This window comes from Marinobacterium rhizophilum DSM 18822, assembly GCF_000378045.1.
GTDB lineage: Bacteria > Pseudomonadota > Gammaproteobacteria > Pseudomonadales > Balneatricaceae > Marinobacterium_A > Marinobacterium_A rhizophilum.
In genome coordinates this window covers 304,119-325,633 of the sequence record NZ_KB899090.1, presented here as the reverse complement: position 1 = coordinate 325,633, position 21,515 = coordinate 304,119, and the positions used below count along the sequence as shown (strand labels likewise).

Sequence of the window (21,515 nt, the reverse complement as noted above, 5' to 3'; positions counted from 1 at the left end):
ATGTACAGCAATAATACTTTCGGGCCCGATAGTTATTGGTGATAAGTCATGCCGGTGGACGTCAGGCGACGACCGCGGGTTCGGGGCCGCTGAGGTTTTTGAGCCCCAGACGCTTGAGTTCTTCACTCATCAGGGCGCGTATCTCAACTTCGTTGCCAAGGGTTTGCGCCTTGCGCAGCAGTTCCTGTGCATCGGTAAAGTTCACCGAGCGGATCAGCCACTTGATTTTGGGAATGCTATGGGCGCTCAGACTCAGCGTGCGCAGCCCCATGCCCAGCAGCAACAGCACTGCCGCGGGATCCGAGGCCATTTCGCCGCAGAGGGAAAGCGGAATATTGGCAGCCTGGGTATGGGCGACGATCTGTTCCAGTGCCACAAGCATGGCCGGATTAAGGTTGTCGAACAGTGCCGACACCTTGGGATTGTTGCGATCCACCGCCAGCAGGTACTGGGTCAGGTCGTTTGAGCCGATGGAAACGTAATCAACGTATTTCAGCATGCGCGGCAGCAGCAGCACGGCGGACGGCACCTCCACCATCATGCCGATGGGTGGGCGCACGACGACCTCGCCCTCGGACTGCAACTCTTCCAGGGTGTCATCGACGATACGCACGAAGGTTTCCAGCTCGTCGATGCGGCTGACCATGGGCACCAGCAGGCGCAGGTTGTCATTGTTCACATTGGCGCGCAGCATGGCGCGCAGCTGCGTGACCAGCAGCGAGGTGTTGTCGAGGGTGAAACGAATACCGCGCCAGCCGAGGAAGGGGTTGTCTTCGCGAATTTCGAAGTAGGGGAGTTGCTTGTCGCCGCCGATATCCAGGGTGCGCATGGACACCGGCAGTGGCGCGTAGGCTTCCAGCACCTGGCGATAGATCTCATACTGCTCGTCTTCCGTCGGGAAGCTGTCGTGCAGCATGAAGGGAATTTCGGAACGATAAAGCCCAACGCCTTCGGCGCCGTGTTTTCGGCCGGGCGTCACGTCGGCCAGCAGGCCGGTATTGGTCAGCAACTGGACGCGTACGCCGTCCTTTGTCTCGGCTGGAAGGTCGTGCAGGCAGGCCAGCCGGTCGATGAACTGGGCATCGGCATGTTGCAGGCGGCGGTATTCGTGCAGCAGCGTGGGAGACGGATGCAGGATGCACTCACCGCGGTATCCGTCGATAATGACCTCCTCGCCGTCGAATTTCTTCAGGTCAAGGCTGGAGACCCCCATGACCGCCGGGATGCCCAGGGCATTGGCGACAATGCCGGTATGGGACAGCGCCGAACCCGCAGTGCAAATGATGCCCTTGATTTGCTCGGGGCGGTAAATCGACAGGTCGGCAATGCTGATCAGGTCGCTGGCCAGAACCAGCTCGCGCTGTTCGCTGGCGGTATCCAGCGGGTTTTTGCTGAGCATGTGGCGCAGCAGGCGGTTGCCGATATTGCGAATGTCCTCGCCCCTGGCACGCAGGTACGGATCCTGCGCCTGGTCAAAGACGCCGGCCAGTTCGTTGACCGTTTCACGCAGTGCCCAGGTGGCTTTGAAACCCTGCTGGATGTGTTGCTGCGTACGTTCAAGCAGCTCCGGGCTTTGCAGCATCATCAGATAGACGGAAAACAGGTTGGCGACGTCGGACGGCAGGTTGTCGCCCAGGCGCGAAGCCCCGAGACTCAACTCGTCCTTCAGCCTTGCCACGGCTGCATCAAAGCGCGTCAGCTCGGCATCGATGCTGGTGCTGCGCTGCTGGGTGATATCCTGCAGGCTGAGATTCAGGTGCAGCACTTCCAGCCGGCCGCAGCCAATTCCCGGTGCACTCTTGACGCCGCTGTAACGGTCGATATCCGGTGTTGTGTACTGTTGTGGCAGCCAGGCGCCGGAACGCTGTATTGACTGCAGGGTGCCGGCCAGCTGGCTGGCGATGGTGACCATGAAGGCCTCGGCATCCTGGCTGAAGCGCTGCTGTTCCGTGCCCTGAATAACCAGAACGCCGATCAGTTCTCGCAGGTGAATCAGCGGCACCCCCATAAACTGGTGGTAGGGGGATTCGTGCGTTTCGGGGATGAGCACAAACTTGTCGTGGGTTGGCGCATCAGCAAGGTTCAGCGGGTGCAGAGTGCGGCCAATCTTGCCAACCAGGCCTTCATTCAGCGCCAGGCTGACCTTGCCGACGGCAACATCCGCGAGACCCGCCGTCGCGGCCAGTACCAGGCGCTGTTCAGAGGATGACTTTAAATAAAGGCTGCAGACGGGTACTGAAAAAAGTTCAGCGAGCTTGACGACGATCTGGCGCATGGCCGCGACCGCGTTTTCGGCGCGGGATATGTCCTGTACCAGCGACGTCAGCGTCGAGAGGGAGTGGAGCATAGGTTGAACTCCGAAATCCTTGTCCGTGTTGGATCAAACGAGTGAGTTTGGCTTTGATACTCGCACAAGCGCCGCACTGGCGCAATTGCATGTGCGCGGCGCAAGGCCCACAGCGCGCCCGCTGCGACACTGTTGTCGCAACCTGGCAGTGGTGCGAGGGCGAACAGAGCCGGGCGGCCCTGTTCGTGGCGGCGTCAGTGTAGTTTGAGACGTGGCCGAATGACCCGGTTGATGCGATCAACCAAGGTGACCAGGATGGTTTTGGTTATACCGTAGAGCGCCATCTGGTGCATGCGATACAGCGAGATGTAGACCAGTCTGGCCAGGCGCCCTTCGATCATCATGCTCTTGCCGCTCAGGTTGCCCATCAGGCTGCCGACGGTGCTGAAGCGGCTGAGCGACACCAGCGAGCCGTGGTCGCGGTACTGGTACGAGGGTATGGGCTGGCCATCCAGAATCTTGCGGATATGGCGATACAGGTGCGAGGCCATCTGGTGAGCGGACTGGGCTCGGGGTGGGACCAGGCCATTGCCGTCCGGCATGGGGCAGGCGGCGCAGTCGCCCAGGGCGTAGATGCAGGGGTCCTGGGTAGTCTGCAGGCTAGCATTGACCAGCAACTGGTTACGCGTATTGACTTCCAGCCCGTCCAGCTCGCGGGTTAAGCCGGGTGCCTTGATCCCGGCCGCCCAAACCATCAGTTGTGCCTCGATCAATTCGCCATTGGCGGTCATCAGACCCTCGGCGGTGACTTCCTTCACTGGGGTCGAAGCACGTACCCGTACACCCAGCTTTTCCAGTTCATGGTGTGCAGCACCGGATATGCGTTCCGGCAGGGCCGGCAGTATGCGGGGCCCGGCTTCCACCAGGCTGACTTCAAGCTGCTGGGCGTCGCCCTGCTCGAAGCCGTAGCTGGTCAGTTCCCGCGCGGTGTTGAACAGTTCGGCAGAGAGTTCAACGCCGGTGGCGCCAGCCCCGACGATGGCAATCTTCAGCGGGTGGGGATCGGCACTGGTGCTCAGGTAAGCATTGAGCAGGTTTTTTCGGAACAGTTCGGCCTGCTGGCGGCTGTCGAGAAACACGCAGTGCTCTGCGGCACCCGGGGTGCCGAAATCATTGGTCACGCTGCCGATGGCCAGTACCAGCAGGTCGTAATTCAGTGAGCGCTGAGGCAGGATTTCAGATCCTTCCTCATCGGTGACCGCGGCCAGATTCACGGTGCGGCTGGCGCGATCGAGGCCATCCAGGCGGCCGATACGAAACCGGAAATGGTTATTGGCCGCCTGCGCGCGGTAGCTCAGTTCGTCGATGCCGGCATCGAGCGAGCCGGTGGCGACTTCATGCAGCAGCGGTTTCCATAGATGGGTCTGGTTGCAATCAACCAGGGTGACGGACAGTCCCTTGCGGCCATAACGACGGCCCAGGCGGGTGGCAAGCTCAAGCCCGCCCGCTCCGCCGCCAATGATGACGACTCGCTTTTTCATGACATACCTCAGACTACAGTTTTGAAATCCTGGCCTGTGCCGGTCGCGGGGCAGCCTTCGCGCTGTCTGTCAGGGGGCTGGCATTGGCAACCGAGTGTGGCGCAATGGTGATGAGAATAACAGCATGCGGACAAAGTCTTAAGTCTGCATGTAAATTATTTTCGTAATTTTCTAACGTTCTGGTCTTGCTGGGGGCACGCGGGAACCAAAAGGGGTGGCGCAAACACGCGATGAGTTAAGCGCAGAGCTTAAACTGACTGCGGCTTTATGCGATGATTCCGCTCTCAGGAGAGCACAATGAAAAGTTATCTGTTCAGTACCGAAAATGGCCGAGGCGGCGTCATTCTGTGTGACATCGATGCCTTTGAGGAGGCGGTGGATTACCTGCGCCAACGCTTTGATGGCGTGGTGCGCGTCGAGCAGGGGCTGACGCTCTGGACACTGGCGGAGGGGTTTGGCCAGTTCGAGCCGGCTATCGTGCCGAGGTTGCCAGTCTCGGCGCCCAAGGAGCCGCCCGACGGGCAGCCGGCTGGCTAGCCTGCGCGACTACAGCAGCTGCGCCGCAGCCTCATACTGCGCCGCCAGCCACAGGTCGGTGCTGCTGCTGGCTTGCTGGCGAATATCCCGGGCGCGTCTGAGCAGGCGCTGGCGTGATTGCATGCGGGTCTGTTGGGGCGCGGTGAGCAGCATCTGTGCGGGCTGAGCCGGGCTCTGGGACTGAATGTTCATGGTAAGGCTCCCGTCGGTCATTGAGTGGGCATCGGTCAGGTGCCCAGTATTAGAACAGCGGCTTGCGACAATCTGATGACGTCCGCCCGTCATTCTACGGTAAGGCCTTTACCGGATACTCATCCGTGGTGTAGGCACCGATTCCCAAGGACAGGACATGCTGCAGATCTATCATTCCCATTCGCTGACCAATCTGAAAGACCTGCTGGTACTGCTGATTGAGCGCGATCCCCTGCCTGATCCCTTTCAGGATGAAACCATCCTGGTGCAGAGTCCCGGCATGGCCCAGTGGCTCAAGCTCGAAATGGCCGCGGGCCTGGGTATCGCCGCCGGTGTTCAGTTCCCGCTGCCGGCCACCTTTCTGTGGCAGAGTTTTGCAACGTTGTTGCCTGAGGTACCGGAGCGCTCGGCCTATCGCAAGGAGGCCATGACCTGGAAGCTGATGGAGCTGTTGCCGCCGTTGCTGGAACAGGATGAGTTTCTGCTGTTGCGCCAGTATCTCGAAGCCGATGAGGCCGGCTTCAAACGCTACCAGCTGTGCGGCAAGATCGCCGATATCTTTGACCAGTATCTGGTATACCGGCCGGATTGGATTGAGGCCTGGGATCGCTCGGAACCGGTACCTGCCCCGCTGGGCGACCAGGCCTGGCAGCCTGTGCTCTGGCGCGCGCTGGTGGCCAAGACCCAGGCGCTTGGGCAACCCCGCTGGCACCGGGCCAACATGCAGCAGACCTTCGTGCAGGCGCTCGCCGCCCGAACGCCGGACGGACTGTCGTCACGGCTGTTCGTGTTCGGGATTTCCGCCCTGCCGCAAACCTTTCTGCAGGCCCTGCAGGCACTGGGGCAGCGTATCGACGTACATTTGATGATCCTCAATCCCTGTCGTCATTACTGGGGCGATATTGTGGATCCTGCCTATCTGGCAAAGCTCAGCCGTCGGCTGTTTCAGTCCGGCAATGCCCGGCAGGCGAGCGATTCGCTGGCCGATGGCGGGCAGGGGCAGTTGTTTGATGCACAGCCTGCAGGCTATCTCGAAAGCGGCAATCCCCTGCTGGCCTCCATGGGCAAACTGGGGCGCGACTACCTGCACCAGCTGCAGGACATGGAGCTCACGGGGTTTGATTTCTTTGAGCTGCCGGGTGAGCAGCTGCAGGCGCCGCAGACGCTGCTTGAGTTCGTTCAGCGGGATATTCTTGAGCTGGAAGATCGCAGCGTCGAGCCGCCAGGTGCCCTGGACTCCACTTACAAGACCCTGCTGTCACCTGAGGATCGTTCGTTGCAGTTGCACAGCTGCCACAGTCCGTTGCGTGAGCTTGAAGTTCTGCAGGACCAGATTCTGGCGCTGTTCGAGGCCGATCCGACACTGGCGCCACGGGACATTATCGTCATGATGCCGGATGTGGCCGCTTATGCGCCCCATATAGAAGCGGTCTTTGGCAGCGCGCGCTATGAGCGGCGTATTCCCTTCGCGATTTCGGATCGCTCACTGCAGCAGGAAAGCCCGCTGCTGCAGAGTTTCCTGATGCTGTTGCAGTTGCCGCAGAGCAGGCTGCGGGTGTCCGAGGTACTTGACCTGCTGGAGGTGCCGGCCACGCTGCGCCGTTTTGGCCTGGACAACGACGGCTTCGATCAGCTGCGGGCCTGGATAGAACAGGCGGGTGTGCGCTGGGGGCTTGATGCGACGCAGCGTGAATCCCTCGCGCTGCCGGCATTTGAGCAGAACAGCTGGCGTTTCGGGTTGCGCCGGATGCTGGCCGGTTATGCCCTGATGGATGATACTGGGCTCTGGCAGGGGCAGGCGCCCTATGGCGAGATCGAGGGGCTCGATGCCGTGCTGCTCGGCCCCCTGGCCGACTTTATCGATCTGCTGGAGGAAACCTGTACGCTGTTTCGCGGTGCGCGTCCGGTGGCAGACTGGGTCAGCGAGATCAACCGCCTGCTGCTGGCCTGTTATAGTCCCGATGAAGAGGATGAGCTGGCGCTGTCCCAGGTGCGCCGGGTGCTGGAAAGCCTGCATCAGGAGCTCACCGATGCGGCCTGCGAAGCGCCACTCAGCGCTGAAATTCTGGTGGACTACCTGGCCCAGAGCCTCGGTGAACAGCGTAGCAGCCAGCGCTTCATGGTCGGTCCTGTCAACTTCTGTACCCTGATGCCCATGCGCTCTATTCCGTTTCGAGTGGTGTGTCTGCTGGGGATGAACGAAGGCGTCTATCCGCGCACGCTGGCGCCCATGGGCTTTGACCTGATCGCCCGACACCCGCGTCGCGGCGACCGGTCGCGCCGCGACGATGACCGCTATCTGTTTCTTGAGGCCCTGCTGTCGGCCCGCGACCTGCTTTATATCAGCTTTATCGGGCGCTCCATTGTCGATAACCGCGAACGGGTGCCTTCGGTACTGGTGAGCGAACTGCTGGAATACAGTACCCAGGGATTCGCGCAGGCATCGGACCTTGATCTGAGCCCTGAACACAGTGCCCGGCAACTGCGTCGAGCACTGGTCACCGAACATCCGCTGACCGCCTACAGTGAGCGCTATTTTAACGGTGACTCGACCCAGCTGTTCAGTTACGCCGACCAGTGGCTACCCGCCGCCAGCAGTGCAATGGGCGCGGTTGAGCCCTTCTGTTCCTCGCCGCTGCCCCCCGAGCCTGTGACTGAGCTTGAGCTTGATGAGCTGCTGGCCTTCTATCGCAATCCGTGTCGGTACTTTTTCCAGCGCCGCCTGCGTGTCAGTTTCCATGAGCAGGGCGTTGAGACCCTGGACGAAGAACCTTTTTCGCTTGACGGACTGGAAGGCTACGGGCTTAAACAACAGATTTTGCATGCCCAGTTACGCGCAGAACCCCTTGATGTGCTGGCCAGGCGTCTGATGGCCCAGGGGGGGCTGCCGGTCGGCGTGGCCGGTACCCGCTTGCTCAACCGCCATCGCACCGATGTGGCGCCCCTGGCGCAGGCGCTGCAGCCCCTGCTGGCAGTGCCTGCGACACGACATGAGCTCAGCCTTGAGCTGGATGGCTGTCTGCTCAGCGGCTGGCTCGATGCGGTACACGACGGTTGCCTTATTCGTTACAGGCCCGCGGGCCTGAAAGGGCACGACTACCTGCGAGGCTGGATTCTGCACCTGGTTGCCAGTGCGGGTGCCGGTCTGAAGGGGTGTCATTACCTGGGGGTGGATCGCAAGGCCGGTGTGATGAGCCTGCGCTTCAAGCCTGTCGAGCGCGGTGCTGCGATCGAGGCTCTGAACCGCTTGCTGGCGGGGTATCGTCGCGGATTCTGCGAACCCCTGCCACTGGCGCCCAACACAGCCTGGGCCTGGCTCTCCAACGAGGACAAGGAGCAGGCACTGCACAAGGCCAGGGGGGCCTTTAACAGTGGCTTTCAGGTGCCGGGGGAGGGGGATGACCCCTATATCGCCAGGGCCTGGCCCGATTTCGATGCGATCAGTACACAGCTGCCGGAGCTGAGCGAGCAGCTGTTCGGCGAAATCGGCCATTATATTGAGCAGGAGTCCTGAGCATGAGCACGCATCAGATTCTGGATTCCCTGCACTTTCCGCTGCATGCCATGCGCCTTATCGAGGCCAGCGCCGGCACCGGCAAGACCTATACCATCGCTGCGCTCTACCTGCGCCTGCTGCTGGGTCATGGCGCCAATGGGACTGCCCATTCACGGGCGCTGGATGTGGACGAAATCCTGGTGGTAACGTTCACCGAGGCGGCCACCGAAGAACTGCGTGACCGCGTGCGGGCGCGCATTCAGGAAGCGCGTCGGGCCTTTATGCACGGCAGCAGCGAGGATGCCTTTATCAAGGGGCTGCTGGCGGAAGTGCCGGACCACGGTGCGGCCGCCCGGTTGCTCGGCGATGCGGCCCGCAACATGGATCAGGCAGCGATATTTACCATCCACGGTTTTTGCCAGCGCATGCTCAAGCAGCATGCATTTGAAAGTGGCAGCCTGTTCGACATCGAGCTGGAGCAGGATGATGCGCCGCTGCTGCATGAGGCCATGCTCGACTACTGGCGCCAGCGGGTCTATACCCTGCCCGATAGCCTGGCCGATGAAGTTTTGCAGCTGTGGGCCGAGCCCGCCCGGTTGCTCAAGGACATTCGGCCGCACCTGGCCACCGACGGCTTGCGCCTGGAGCCGGACCTGAGCGGTGTTGATCTGCTGGGGCAGTGGCGCCAGCAGGACGCGCGGGTGACGGCGTTTAAACAGGCCTGGCGCAGCAACACCGACGACCTGCTGGCGCTGGTGGAAGCGGCCGACCTCAATGGCACCAGCTACCGCAAGGCTTCGATACCGGGCTGGCTGCGCAGCATCGATGACTACTGTGTATCGGAGCAGGTGCTGCCGGACAGCAACCTGCTGAAAAACCTGCAGCGCTTTTGCCAGAGTCAGCTGCGCGACAAAACCAAAAAGAACGGGGTCAGCCCCGAGCATTCGCTGTTCGAGCAGCTGGAAGCGCTGTGTGAAAGCTGGGTGCCGCTACGCGAACTGATCCTCACCGAAGCGCTGCACGAGGTGCGCCTGCGTCTGGCGCGCAACAAGCAGCAGCGGCGGGTGCAGGGGTTCGATGACCTGCTCAGCGGGCTCGATCGGGCGTTGGCATCCAGCGCCGGCGAGCGCCTGGCGGCGGCGATACGCGAGCAGTATCCGGTGGCACTGATCGACGAGTTTCAGGATACGGATCCGCAGCAGTACCGCATTTTCAGTACGCTGTACTCGAATGCGCCGGAGTGCGGTTTGTTCATGATCGGCGATCCGAAACAGGCCATCTATGCCTTTCGCGGCGCGGACATCTTTACCTATATACAGGCGCGCCGCGCCGTGGCTGATCACTATACCCTGGAGACGAACTGGCGCTCTGGGCAGGCCATGGTGGATGCGGTCAATCGGCTGTTTTCGCGTCATGCTGCCCCTTTCATCTATGAGGACGATATTCCGTTTGTCGAGGTGCGCGCCGCGGCCCACGCTGACAAGAAGCCGCTGACACTGCGGGGCGAAGTGGTGCCGGCACTCACACTCTGGCATCTGCCCGGGGAGCCCATCTCCAAGGCCGACTACCTGGGTCACTTTGCCGCCAGCTGCGCCAGCCAGGTCGTCACGCTGCTGGAAGGCCAGGCGCGCCTGGGTGATCAGGCGCTGCAGGCGGCGGACCTGGCGGTGCTGGTGCGGGACCGCTACGAGGCGGCCGCGGTGCAGCGGGAACTGCAGCGGCGCAACGTGCCCTCGGTGTATCAGTCGGGCCGCGACAGCGTCTTCAACACCCAGGAAGCCCTGGACCTGTACCGCATTCTACAGGCCGTACAGGAGCCACAGCAGGAACGCTATCTGCGTACCGCCCTGGCCAGTGCGCTGTTGCTGCAGGATGCCGCGTCACTGAATGCGCTCAATGAGGACGAGCGTTGCTGGGAAGCGCTGGTGGCGGAGTTTCTGGAGTATCACCAGCGCTGGCTCAGTCTGGGCGTGCTGGCGACGGTGCATCAGTTGCTGGAGCGGCGCGACCTGGCGCCGGCGCTGCTGGCACTGCCCAACGGCGAGCGGCGCCTTACCGATCTGTTGCATCTGGCTGAGCTGCTGCAGGAGGCCAGCCAGCAGCTGGAGGGCATGCCTGGGCTGATGCGCTGGTTTGGCGAGCATCTGCAAAACCCCAATGGCGGCAGCACCGCGCAGCAGCTGCGGTTGGAGAGTGATCGCAACCGCGTCACCCTGGTGACCATTCATAAATCCAAGGGGCTGGAGTATCCGGTGGTGCTGCTGCCGTTTCCTGTTAGTCATCGGGTGGCGTCCACCGCGCTCTACCATGATGATGCCAGTGGTACGGTGCTGGATCTCAGGGGTGCAGAAGAATCCAGGGACAAGGCTGACGGCGAGCGTCTGGCCGAGGACCTGCGGCTGCTGTACGTGGCGCTGACGCGCTCCGTACATGCCTGTTACCTGGGCATCAGTGACTTGAAGACAGGCACGAGCAAAAAAAGCGTCCTGGCGCGCAGCGCGCTGGGGTACTTGCTGCTGCGTGGCGCCAAGCCGGACGATCTTGCCAGCTGTCTGGCGGAGTTTGCCGAGGCCAAGGGCATCGTGTTGAGCGAACCGCCGCTGCACGAGCACAGTCTGCCGGCCCCGGCCGAAGGGATAGTGGCGCTGCAGGCTCGGCAATTCTGTAGCCGTATCCTGCGTGACTGGCGTATCGCCAGCTATTCGGGGCTGAGTTCCCACGGCCGTAGCCAGACCCTTGCCGAGCTGCCGGGGCTGGATCTGGAGGTGGTTGCCGAGACCGATACGCCGGCCCCTCTGATCGAGCAGGCCGATATCTTCAGTTTCCCCAAGGGGGCTCGTGCCGGCACCTTCCTGCACGGCCTGTTCGAACAGCTGGAATTCCCCGAGGCTCGAGGTGAGGGGCTGGCACAAATGGTACAACAGCGCATGCAGCTGGAGGGCTATGACGCCCTGTGGCAGCCGGTGCTGGAGCAGCTGGTGGCCGATGTGCTGGATGCACCGCTGGATGCCAGCGGTCTTTGCCTGCGCCGGGTGGCTGCTGCCGACCGGCTGGTAGAGCTGGAGTTTCTGCTGCCGGTAGCGGGGCTCGACTGTCGTGCCCTGAACCGGCTGCTGGCCGAGGGCGACGCCCTTTCGGCGCGGGCCGGCCTGCTGCAGTTCGATCGCGTGCAGGGCATGCTCAAGGGGTTTGTTGACCTGGTGTTCCGGGTCGATGAGCGCTATTACATTGCCGATTACAAATCCAATCATCTGGGGCATGACACGGGATGTTATGCACAAACCGCACTGGAGAGCGCCATGCTTGAGCACCGCTATGATCTGCAGTATCAGCTCTATACCCTGGCGCTGCACCGACTGCTGCGCCAGCGCTTGCCGGATTACGATTACGATAGGCATATGGGCGGGGTCTTCTATCTGTTTGTGCGCGGTATGCGTGCCGGTGCCGAGGATCGTCCAGGGGTATTTCAGCGCCGGCCGGACAAGGCCCTGATCGAGGCGCTGGACCGGCTGTTTGCCGGCCAGAGTCTGGCCGTGGCGGAGGGCTGACCCATGCAGATCCTCAGCCTGTTACAGGAAGCCGTGTTACCAGGAGGACTGCGCTCGCTGGATGTCCAGTTTGCGCGTTTTTTGTACCAGACCGGCCAATGTAACGATGCCAACCTGTTATTGCTGGCGGCACTCACCAGTTTTGAGCTGGGGCGCGGCAATGTCTGCCTGCCACTTGCGACGGTGCCCGACCTGCTGGCCAGCCTGACGCCTCCGCTGGCCGAGCGCCTGCGTCCCTGGCTCACGGGCACGCCCGCGCTGGATGCCGACAGTGCTGTGGTGTCGGACGGTGAGCGCCTGACGCCACTGGTACTGGATCTTGATCGGCTTTACCTGCAGCGCTACTGGCGTTTCGAGTGTGATGTGGCGGGTTTCCTGGTGCGTAAAAGCGAGCCGCTGGGGCTTGATCCGGACGTACTCCGGCCGTCTCTGCAGCACCTGTTTGGGGGGGCGGGCGCAGAGCCTGACTGGCAGATGGTGGCTGCGGCGGTCGCGGTGAACCGGCGCTTTAGTGTCATCAGCGGCGGGCCTGGTACCGGCAAGACCACCACGGTGATCAAGCTGCTGGCGCTGTATATTGAGCAGCAGCTGGCAGCCGGGAGCGTTCCGCGCATTCGCCTGGCGGCGCCCACCGGCAAGGCTGCCGCCCGCATGGCGGAATCCATCTCGGCGGCGCGCGGCGGTCTGAAACTTGCGCCGCAGATTGCGCGCCTGATTCCACAGGAGGCCTCGACGCTGCACCGGCTGCTGGGCGTGCGCCCGGGCAGCCGGGGCTTTCGTCATAATGCCGATAATCCGCTGCACTTGGATCTGCTCATCGTGGATGAAGCTTCGATGGTGGATTTGCCGATGATGGCACGGTTGCTGGCAGCGCTTCCCGATACGGCGCGGCTGATTCTGATCGGCGACCGCGATCAGCTGGCGTCGGTTGAGGCGGGCAGCGTGCTGGGGGATATCTGCAGCTGGTCCGGCGAACTGCGTTACGGCCAGGCGCAGGCTGGTTATCTGGCCCGCGCCTGTGAGCTGGACGGCACCGCTTTGCAGGCGCCACAGGCCCGTCCCATCGCCGATTCCCTGGCGCAGCTGCGCACCAGTTATCGTTTTGGTGCCAACAGTGGTATCGGGCAGCTGGCCCGCGCGGTTAACCTGGGGGATGAGGCACAGTTTCAGGCGCTGTGGCAGGGGCAGTTTGCCGACATCACCTGGCACCGGCTGGATAACGCCGGCTACCAGACACTGATCGATCGCTGCGTCGAGGGTTACCGGGCGTATCTGCAGGCGATATCGGCGCAGCAGCCGGCGGGCCAGGTGCTGGCGGCGTTCGGGCGCTTTCAGCTGCTCTGTGCCCTGCGTAACGGGCCTTATGGCGTCGCCGGCCTGAATGAACGCATTGAACAGGCTCTGGCGCAGGCCGGGCTCATTGATCCGGGCTCCAGCTGGTATGCCGGGCGGCCGGTGATCGTCACTCGCAACGATCGGGCACTGGATCTGTTCAATGGTGATATCGGCATCGCCATGGCAAACGCCGAGGGTGAATTGCGTGTCTGGTTTGAGCAGGGGGGCGAGGTACGGGCGCTGCTGCCCAGCCGAATGCCGGAACATGACACTGTGTATGCCATGACGGTACACAAGTCCCAGGGCTCGGAGTTCGATCAGACGCTGTTGTTGCTGCCGCCGGAGGATTCACCGGTGCTGACGCGGGAACTGCTGTATACGGGCATTACACGGGCACGCAAGGTGTTTGAGCTCTATGCGCCGGATTTCCTGCTCAAGCGGGTCATTGCGCGGCGTACGCAGCGGGCCAGCGGATTGGCTGGCCGGCTGTGGGGTGGATAAAGTGGCTGATTAGCGACGGGGGCGGCGGTCTTCGCGCACGCGGATCGGAATGAGTCGCGGTTCGGGTCTGGAGCGGCTTTTGGTGGAAGTAGCAATTATCATCAGGCCACCTGCAAGTAACGCGAGAATCGTCAGTGTAAGCATGGCATGCCTCCGTTTCAGACATAGGGTGCTGTGGTTGGTTTACGTGATGTGGTTCAGGTCGTTTACCTGAACAGCAGTCTACCTTTGTAACAGTAATACAGCCAGGATAACAGCCCTGGCTGACTTGGTGCGCGCCTGCTCAGGCGAAAGTCTGCTTCAGCAGGTGGGCAAATTCAGTGTAGCCCCCAATGTGCTGTTGCCCGTGAAAAATCTGTGGCACCGTGAGTACCGGCTTGCCAATCGTCTTTTCGAGATCCGCCTTGCTGATCCCCTCGGCCTGGATATCGATGTAACGGTAATTGAGGGATTTTATGTCGCACAGTTCTTTTGCCCGGCGGCAGTAACCACAACCTTCACGTCCAAAAATGGTAATGCGTTCCATGTGTTCCTCCTGTCAGTCAATGCTGACAAGTTGAACACGGCGCCTCGGTGTGTTGCCAATTGGGGCTCGCAATGGCGCTGATTATGTCAGGCTATCGCCGGATGGGAGGGGGGCAATCTGCAGCACCTGCTCAAGCCAGTCGGTGTCGTGCAGCAGGTCACGCAGGCGGTACTGGTTCATGTGTTCGAGCATGTGCTGCAAGGAGTCGGCGAGAATCTGGCGCCAGCGGCACTGCATTGCCAGAACACATCCGGGCTGTTCACAGTGCGCCAGTTCCGTATCGGATTCAAAAGAGGCCACCAGGTCGCCCATGCGAAAATTCAGGGTTTCGCTGTTGAGCATCATGCCGCCGTTGCGTCCGCGCAGTGTGGTGATCAAGCCGTCTGCGGCAAAGCGGTTGACAATTTTTGCCAGGTTGTTGGGTGAAATGTTCAGTGCCGACGCCATCTGTGCGATGGTGCAGAGCTTGCTCCGCGGGGCGGTCGCAAGATAGATAAGTACGCGGATAGCGTAGTCAGTCTGCTTGTTGAGTTGCATAGAGTCTGGCTTTCGGCTGATCACAAATTGGTCAGACGTGAAATTATCTATGCCATTCGATGATTATTCAATCAAAAATGTAACGTACAAGATACAGGTGACGCTCAGTAGCGACGGTATCCTTGCGCACCGTCGCTATTGAGTAGTCGTTTGTGCTGATTGTTTCGATTAGAACCAGTCGTTGCTGCGCTTGCGCCGTTTCGGAAAATACGGAATCAGCAGGCCCAGTAATACGCCACCAAGTGCCACCAGACCACCGTGCGTTAGCCAGCGCATCAGGTTGCTTTCATCCATGTTTTCGATCTGATAGTTCAAATCCTTGATCTGGCGATTAAGCGCATCGCGCTCTCCGGCGTATGTCTGGTCGCGGGTTTTGAGTTCCGTCAGCTCTGAACGTAACCTTTCGATTTCATCGGCTTGTTTCAAGGTGGTCGCGCTTTTTTCGTTCAGTGCAGCCTGCAGCCCTGGCAGGCGTGCCAGGGTGCTTTGTCCTTCGGTGATCTGGTCGCCTGGCAGCCAGCCGGTGCGACCGCTTTCGAGCTTGACCTGGACATAGTCGGTATTTGCATCGCGCTTGAGAATTTCAACGGCTTCGCCGCTGCGAACGCGGCCGGCAATACGGTACTTGTTGCTGGGGCCGCTGTGGTAAAAGGTATAAACGTCATCGGCGACATGGCCTGGCTGGGCGAAAGCCGGTTGCAGGGAAAAGGAAGCTAGCAGAATGAGGCCAGTGGCGAGTCGTTTCGGGGTGCGTGAGTCCGGAAATTTAATCATTGAGTTTTGAAAGTCGTTGTCCTTGGTTGCCGGGTTGCCTGCCAATGGAGCGGGCTTGAAAATGACGCTCCCTGTTGGGCATAGCATCTGGGTATCTGATGTATAACCATTGTCCAAGGTTCCTGATTATAGTTCCGAAAAAAAATCGTGAAACCCTATAGCATCATAACTGTTGAGATCGTGCCGGATTTTATTATCCTATGTCGCTATCGGGTGTCATTTTGCAGCGCAGCTTCTGAGTGTTGTCGCGCGAACCCGACAGTAGGGAGCCTGTTCGAGTACCAGAGGCGACTGGAACAGTTGCAGTTTTTGTTTCATTTAAAGGGATGTGTGTATGGATAACTTTTACGCTGACTATGTTGACGCCTATGCCGTGCCTTGGGCGATCAATATTGTCTTCGCACTGGCCATCTTTCTGGTGGGTCGAGGGCTGGCAAAGCTGATACTGAATCTTCTGGGGAGGGCTCTGCGCAAGGCCAAGGTTGATCAGATGCTGGTCAACTTCATCTGTTCGATTATCAACGTGTTGCTGTTGCTGATCGTCATCGTCGCAGCGCTGGATCAGCTGGGTGTGGATACCACTTCGTTGATCGCTGTGGTGGGTGCTGCAGGCCTGGCCGTGGGTTTGGCGCTGCAGGGTTCGCTGAAAAACTTTGCTGCCGGCGTGCTGCTGATCGTGCTCCGCCCGTTCAAGGAAGGGGACTTTATTGAGGCTGGCGGCGTCTCGGGTATCGTTGAGCACATCTCCATTTTCAGCACCATCATGCGCACCGGCGACAACCGTGAGGTTGTGGTGCCCAATGGCGGTATCTATGATGGTGTGATCATTAACTACTCCAAGCGTGCGACGCGCCGGATCGACATGGTGTTCGGTATTGGTTACGACGCCGATCTGCTCAAGGCCAAGCGTATCTTCGGCGAGATTCTGGCGGAGGATGAGCGTGTCCTGGCGGAGCCTGCGCCGGTGATTGCAGTGGCGGCGCTGGCCGATAGCAGTGTGAATTTCAATGTGCGTCCCTGGGTCAACAGTGCCGACTACTGGCCTGTCCTCTGGGATACCACGGAAAAAGTCAAACTGCGACTGGATGAGGAAGGGATCAGCATTCCGTTCCCGCAGATGGATGTTCATCTGCACCAGCAGGATACCTGATCGCAGCATTGCTGCCATGCGTTGCAGTAACGCGACTGCAGCTAAAAACCGCCCTTGTGGCGGTTTTTTGCGTTAAGGCGGTTGCGGGCTCGGCGATGATGCGGCCTTTACTTCGTATCCTCGGGGCGCAGTCCGCCCAGTTCCCTGCGCAGCAACTCGTTTTCCTGCAGGCGCTTTTGCGCTTCCATGCGGTAGCGGAATATATCCGCATAGCGCTGTTCCAGTTTGGATTCGAGCTGGGCGATCTCCTTGTTCTGCTGCCTGATTTTTTGTTCGAGCTTTTCGATATTGCGTTGCAGTTCGCTCACCATGCCGTAATGATCCGCGGAGCCCTGGGCTGCAGCGCTTGGGCTATCAAGTGCGGTCGCGCTCAGGTGCGGTGTATTGAGCTCACTGACAATATGGCTGTATAGCGCTTTTAGGTCGGCCGCTTCGCGATCGCTGTAGTGTATCGACGATTCGATGGCATTGTGGGCGCTGGCAGCGCCAATGGCACCGGCCAGGGTGTGTTCCAGCGAACGATGAAATTCCACCAGTTCGATGATGGTGATATGGGGCTTGTCCAGTACCTCCAGGTCTTGCATCAGCGTGTGTACTGCGGCTTCGGCCTTGTCGCTATTAAGGTATTTGGCCAGCAGGCTGCGGGCCTCGGCGACTTTCGGGGCCAGGTCTATATAGGCATGCAAGCCTGTATGGCGGGCACGGCTTTCCCGGTGCTGCGGGAGCATGGCGGACATAAAGTCGGTGGTCAGGGTGCGCTCGCCCTTGCCCGGACTGAACAACAGCGACCCCAGCAGATAGGCGCCGATGTTAATCAGCAGTGACCAGAAAACGCTGTGGGTCAGCGGGGGCAGGCCTTCGAGCCCGAACAGGGCTTCGGGGCGCAGCATTGTCAGTGCCCAGGGGCCCTCGGTGAGCAGGTCGGGTTCATACCAGCCCTGTCGAATAAAGCTCGGCAGGGCCAGGGTATAGCTCCAGACCAGAAAGCCGCAGCAAAGGCCTGCCAATGCACCTGCGCTGTTGCCGCGCTTCCAGAACAGGCCTCCAAACAGCGCCGGTGCGAATTGCAGTACGGCGGCGAAGGACAGCAGACCAATGGTGACCAGCAGGTAGGCGTCGGCGAATTCGACGGCAAAGCTGTAGGCTGAGACCAGAATCAGTGCTATTAGCGCCCAGCGTACCTGCAGCAGTGAGCCGCGGGCGCGTCCAAGGCCCGGCGTCAGCTCAAACAGCGGCAGCAAAAGGTGGTTGGAAGCCATGGTCGCCAGTGTCATGGTGGTGACCAGTACCATGGCGGTAGCCGCCGAAAAGCCGCCGATAAACACGAGTAGCGTCAACGCTTGCTCGCCGGCTTGCTGCGGGAGCAGCAGAACATAAAAATCAGCCATGCTGAGAGGCAGGTCGCTGATCAGCCCGGCCCCGGCTATGGGCAGTACAAAGAGGTTTATAAGAACCAGGTAGAGCGGAAACAGCCACATCGCGGTCCTGATGTGCTTTTGGTCCGAGTTTTCAACCACGGCGACATGAAACTGGCGCGGTAATAGCTGGATGCCTGCAAAGCTCAGGATGATGAAAGTCAGCCAGGTGGTTCCGCTATTCTCGTTGCTACGAAAGCGGGTCAGGTGGCTTAAATCGCCATCGACAAGTCGTTCGAGCAGTGGTGAGAGGCCGCCAAATACCGTGACGGTCACAAAGACACCAATGGAAATGAAAGCGATCAGCTTGACCACGCACTCCACGGCCAGCACCGTGACCATGCCCGGATGACGTTCTGTTGGATCCAGCCTTCGTGCACCAAATGCGATCGTGAATACAATCATGACCAGCGTGACCATCAGGCCTGTGAGGCCGCCTACGCCGGGGTTGTTGCCGGATGTAATCAGGTTAAAGGAACTGATAATCGCTTTCAGCTGCAGGGCGATGTAGGGCACGGCGCCGATAAGTGCAATCAGGGTAGCGACGGCGGCGATGCTCTGGGATCGGTTGTAGCGGGTGGATATAAAGTCGGCAATGCTTGTGATGTGAAAGGTTTCCTTGGCGGCCACCATGGGGCGCAGGATAACCCACCAGAGCGCAATGGCGATCAGTGCGCCGGTATAGATCCCCAAATAGAGCAGGCCCGAATGGCTCGCCAGGCCAACGCTGCCGTAGAAGGTCCAGGAAGTGGCATATACCGCCAGTGACAGAGAATAGATCCAGGGGCCCCGGGGAGACTGTCCGCTACGCGCGATGCGGCTTTCCACCGTTTGCGCAATGCTGAACAGCACGCCCATATAGAGCAGCACCACCAGGGTGACTGTGATCGGAGAAAACATGGATGCTGGTGCCCTGTGGTCAGCGCTGTAAGAGTGTTTACTTAATAGCTGCTGCGGGCGGGAGGGTCAATCGGGACCGTTGCGTCATTTAGCGCCAAGGGCTGCCTAACGGGCTGGGTTTTTGGGGCTGAGAGGATGTTTAGGGGCGTTTTCGCGCGGGGCTGGAAGCCGCCGTTGTATGATTATCCGCGGGTTCTGCACAGCTGCATTCTGGCACCAGGTCGATGCCGCCGGGGTGTAGCGGATGGCATTTGGCAATGCGTTTCAGTGTCAGCCAGCCGCCCTTGACTGGACCATGGCGCTGAATGGCTTCTATGCCGTAGCTGGAGCAGGTTGGGTAAAACCGGCATCGGGGCCCGATAAGCGGGCTGATGACCAGTTGGTAGGCGCGAATGGGGCCGATCAGCAGCCAGCGCATAATGAGTGACTCCCAAGCCTTGGACGAGATCTCTAGTGTACCAGCATAGGGAAAAACGCGGTTGTGGGAAAGCGCACCGACCAGGCCGGCGCGCTTTGCGCTACAGCCTGTCAGTTAACTCGCCAGCGCCTGGATGTTTTCCAGCGCATCAGACGCTGGCTGTGACTTTGGGGGCGAGGTTTCCTCATCCAGTTGCAGCACCGACAGCGTGCGATTGCGTACCTGCTTGAGCAGTGGCGTATTTTGCATCAGGTCCTGCTGGTAGGACGGGATCATTGCTCTGATCTTGTCCTGCCAGGCGGGGCTTGCCAGCCGGTCTGCAAAGCAGCGTTCAATAATGCCGATCATGGCGCTTGCAGCGGTGGAAGCACCCGGGGATGCACCCAGTAGTGCTGACAGGCTGCCATCAGCCGAGGTAATCACCTCGGTGCCAAACTCCAGTTTGCCGCCTTTGTCTGCATCTTTCTTGATGATCTGTACGCGCTGTCCGGCATGGGAGAGGGTCCAGTCTTCAGCGCGTGCAGCAGGGTAGAACTTGCGCAATGCTTCGATCCTCGAGTCATGAGACTGCATGACTTCGCTGATCAGGTAGCGGGTAAGGTCCATGTTGTTCATGCCGACGGACAGCATGGGCTTGATATTGTTCAGGCGTACGCTCTTGAGCAGATCCAGGTTTGAGCCGCGCTTGAGAAACTTGGTGGTAAAGCCTGCAAAGGGGCCAAACAGCAGTGCCTTCTCGCCGTCGATAATGCGGGTATCCAGGTGGGGAACCGACATGGGGGGAGCACCTATTGGGGCTTTGCCATAAACCTTGGCCAGGTGCTGGCTGACAATCTCGGGCTTTTTGCATACCAGCCACTGACCACTGACCGGGAAGCCGCCGTAACCGTTCCCTTCGGGAATACCGGACTGCTGCAACAAGGGCAGAGCGCCGCCGCCCGCGCCAAGAAAGACGAAGCGGGCGCGAATGTGTTCGGTGCCATTGCTCTGGCTGTTTTTCAGCTCGACGTCCCACAAGCCATCAGCCTGCTGATTTAGATCATTGACGCTACGTCCGAGCCGCAGTTCGAAACCGTTCTGGGATTGCAGGTGCTGAGTCATGCTGCGTGTCAGGGAACCAAAGTCGACATCGGAGCCATAGCGTACGCGGGTGCCGGCGACTTTTTCATCCGGGCTGCGGTCCTGCATTATCAGAGGCATCCATTGACGCAAGACCTCGGGGTCTTCGCTGTATTCCATGTCTGCAAATGCCGGATGGGCGCTCAGGGCCGCATAGCGCTTGCGCAGGAAGCTGACGTTTTCCTCGCCCCAGACAAAGCTCTGGTGCGGCGTGGCATTGATGAATTTTTTGGGTGAGGGCAATACCTGCTGTTCGACCAGGTAGGACCAGAACTGCAGGCTGATTTCAAAAGCGTTGTTGATCGTGAAGGCTTTGCGGGTGTCGATACTGCCATCGGCCATAAGCGGCGCGTAATTCAGTTCGCAGTATGCTGCGTGACCGGTACCGGCGTTATTCCAGCCGTCGGTGCTTTCCTGGGCGACCTGGTCCAGGCGCTCCACCATGCTGATGGTGAGGCTCGGATCCAGCTGTTTGAGCAGCATGCCCAGGGTGGCGCTCATTGCGCCGGCCCCGACGAGTAGTACGTCTACGGATTTTGTGGTCATGATAACTCCGCCTTTTAGATAGTTGATCCTGGCGTAGAGACTTCGCGTTAAAGGGGCTTTTGGCCCTGTTCGCGTTGTCAGTCCCGTTCGCTATGAAACTACTGGTACGCTTATTCGGCGCTGATATGGCCGCGATGGCATCAGCCCTAACTTCGTTTGTCTGCGGGTGGGCAGCAAGGCGCAGAGCTGCATCAATGTGCAGATGTCAGCGCCCGTCAGATCCGGGTCTGTTCTGTCTGTTTATGCTCGGATTGATCTGGCTGAAGGTTTTATTATTATCATTCGCAGTTGCGACGCATTATAAGTCAGCAGCGACAGAAGGAAACGCTGGAATCTTTTATAGTGCCTATAAATCAGCGGTTTCATCATTGTGTAACGCAGCTGCGGTAAGGGCTGCAGGCGGGCTATATACTTTGGTCGGGCGACGTTAAAAGGAGGCTTTCGGGCATGTTGGACCCGGAATTTGCCGCGAGAACTGCGCTGTGGGCCCAGTGTGAAAATTCGCCTGGCCCGTTGTGCGGCACGCCGGAAGAACGGCCATGTGCGCAGTGGCAATGGGGATTTTTGTGTGTTGTGGAGGCGGCCAGGTCATCGCGCTTGGCCAGGCCCGACAGGCTGCTAGCTGCTGGACAGATACATCTCTGTATCGTCCAGCTGCGCGTTGTTGGGACGGTGGATGGCGCTGCAACAGGT

At 60.0% G+C, this 21,515-nt stretch carries 15 protein-coding genes; 5 read left to right on the top strand and 10 right to left on the bottom strand.

Annotated elements, in window-relative coordinates; translation table 11 throughout:
- Window positions 1-61: 61 nt before the first annotated feature.
- Window positions 62-2,347: a phosphoenolpyruvate--protein phosphotransferase gene (ptsP, locus tag F451_RS0103335; RefSeq protein ID WP_020679936.1), complete on the bottom strand. Its 2,286-nt coding sequence runs from the start codon at window positions 2,345-2,347 to the stop codon at window positions 62-64.
- A gap of 194 nt (window positions 2,348-2,541) precedes the next feature.
- Window positions 2,542-3,828, bottom strand: coding sequence for an NAD(P)/FAD-dependent oxidoreductase (locus F451_RS0103330; RefSeq protein WP_020679935.1), 1,287 nt, complete (start codon window positions 3,826-3,828; stop codon window positions 2,542-2,544).
- Window positions 3,829-4,125: 297 nt separating this feature from the next.
- On the opposite strand from F451_RS0103330, the gene F451_RS24660 reads away from it, so the two are divergent.
- A complete protein-coding gene (locus F451_RS24660) occupies window positions 4,126-4,365 on the top strand; it encodes a hypothetical protein (protein WP_020679934.1) in 240 nt (79 codons plus the stop codon).
- Window positions 4,366-4,374: 9 nt separating this feature from the next.
- Here F451_RS24660 and F451_RS0103320 read toward each other — a convergent pair whose 3' ends face one another.
- Window positions 4,375-4,557 (bottom strand): hypothetical protein, encoded by a 183-nt coding sequence (locus F451_RS0103320; protein WP_020679933.1) that lies wholly within the window; start codon window positions 4,555-4,557, stop codon window positions 4,375-4,377.
- A 157-nt stretch (window positions 4,558-4,714) separates the two neighbouring features.
- Here F451_RS0103320 and recC point away from each other — a divergent pair, with 157 nt between their 5' ends.
- From recC to recD, 3 genes are read left to right on the top strand one after another with little or no spacing between them, the layout of a single operon-like run.
- Window positions 4,715-8,071, top strand: coding sequence for an exodeoxyribonuclease V subunit gamma (gene recC / locus F451_RS0103315; protein ID WP_020679932.1), 3,357 nt, complete (start codon window positions 4,715-4,717; stop codon window positions 8,069-8,071).
- Window positions 8,072-8,073: 2 nt separating this feature from the next.
- Window positions 8,074-11,601, top strand: a complete 3,528-nt coding sequence (gene recB, locus F451_RS0103310) for an exodeoxyribonuclease V subunit beta (RefSeq protein WP_020679931.1) — start codon at window positions 8,074-8,076, stop codon at window positions 11,599-11,601.
- 3 nt (window positions 11,602-11,604) lie between these two features.
- Window positions 11,605-13,437: an exodeoxyribonuclease V subunit alpha gene (gene recD, locus F451_RS0103305; protein WP_020679930.1), complete on the top strand. Its 1,833-nt coding sequence runs from the start codon at window positions 11,605-11,607 to the stop codon at window positions 13,435-13,437.
- Window positions 13,438-13,446: 9 nt separating this feature from the next.
- Here recD and F451_RS28565 read toward each other — a convergent pair whose 3' ends face one another.
- The 4 genes from F451_RS28565 to F451_RS0103290 form a co-directional block, all read right to left on the bottom strand.
- Window positions 13,447-13,581 (bottom strand): hypothetical protein, encoded by a 135-nt coding sequence (locus tag F451_RS28565; RefSeq protein WP_276202583.1) that lies wholly within the window; start codon window positions 13,579-13,581, stop codon window positions 13,447-13,449.
- A 139-nt stretch (window positions 13,582-13,720) separates the two neighbouring features.
- Window positions 13,721-13,963: a GrxA family glutaredoxin gene (locus F451_RS0103300; protein ID WP_020679929.1), complete on the bottom strand. Its 243-nt coding sequence runs from the start codon at window positions 13,961-13,963 to the stop codon at window positions 13,721-13,723.
- Between the two features lie 81 nt (window positions 13,964-14,044).
- Entirely contained in the window at window positions 14,045-14,500 is a 456-nt protein-coding gene (locus tag F451_RS24655; protein ID WP_020679928.1) for an RrF2 family transcriptional regulator, read from the bottom strand.
- A 168-nt stretch (window positions 14,501-14,668) separates the two neighbouring features.
- Window positions 14,669-15,274: a TIGR04211 family SH3 domain-containing protein gene (locus F451_RS0103290; protein ID WP_156826352.1), complete on the bottom strand. Its 606-nt coding sequence runs from the start codon at window positions 15,272-15,274 to the stop codon at window positions 14,669-14,671.
- A 334-nt stretch (window positions 15,275-15,608) separates the two neighbouring features.
- Here F451_RS0103290 and F451_RS0103285 point away from each other — a divergent pair, with 334 nt between their 5' ends.
- Window positions 15,609-16,424, top strand: a complete 816-nt coding sequence (locus F451_RS0103285) for a mechanosensitive ion channel family protein (protein WP_020679926.1) — start codon at window positions 15,609-15,611, stop codon at window positions 16,422-16,424.
- Between the two features lie 107 nt (window positions 16,425-16,531).
- On the opposite strand, the gene F451_RS0103280 is transcribed toward F451_RS0103285, so the two are convergent.
- The 3 genes from F451_RS0103280 to mqo all read right to left on the bottom strand — a co-directional run bounded on the left by F451_RS0103280 (window position 16,532) and on the right by mqo (window position 20,822).
- A complete protein-coding gene (locus F451_RS0103280) occupies window positions 16,532-18,739 on the bottom strand; it encodes a sodium:solute symporter family protein (RefSeq protein ID WP_020679925.1) in 2,208 nt (735 codons plus the stop codon).
- A 139-nt stretch (window positions 18,740-18,878) separates the two neighbouring features.
- A complete protein-coding gene (gene yidD, locus F451_RS24650) occupies window positions 18,879-19,157 on the bottom strand; it encodes a membrane protein insertion efficiency factor YidD (protein ID WP_020679924.1) in 279 nt (92 codons plus the stop codon).
- A gap of 114 nt (window positions 19,158-19,271) precedes the next feature.
- On the bottom strand, window positions 19,272-20,822 hold the full coding sequence (gene mqo / locus F451_RS24645; RefSeq protein ID WP_051103896.1) for a malate dehydrogenase (quinone): 1,551 nt from the start codon (window positions 20,820-20,822) through the stop codon (window positions 19,272-19,274).
- Window positions 20,823-21,515 lie beyond the last annotated feature (693 nt).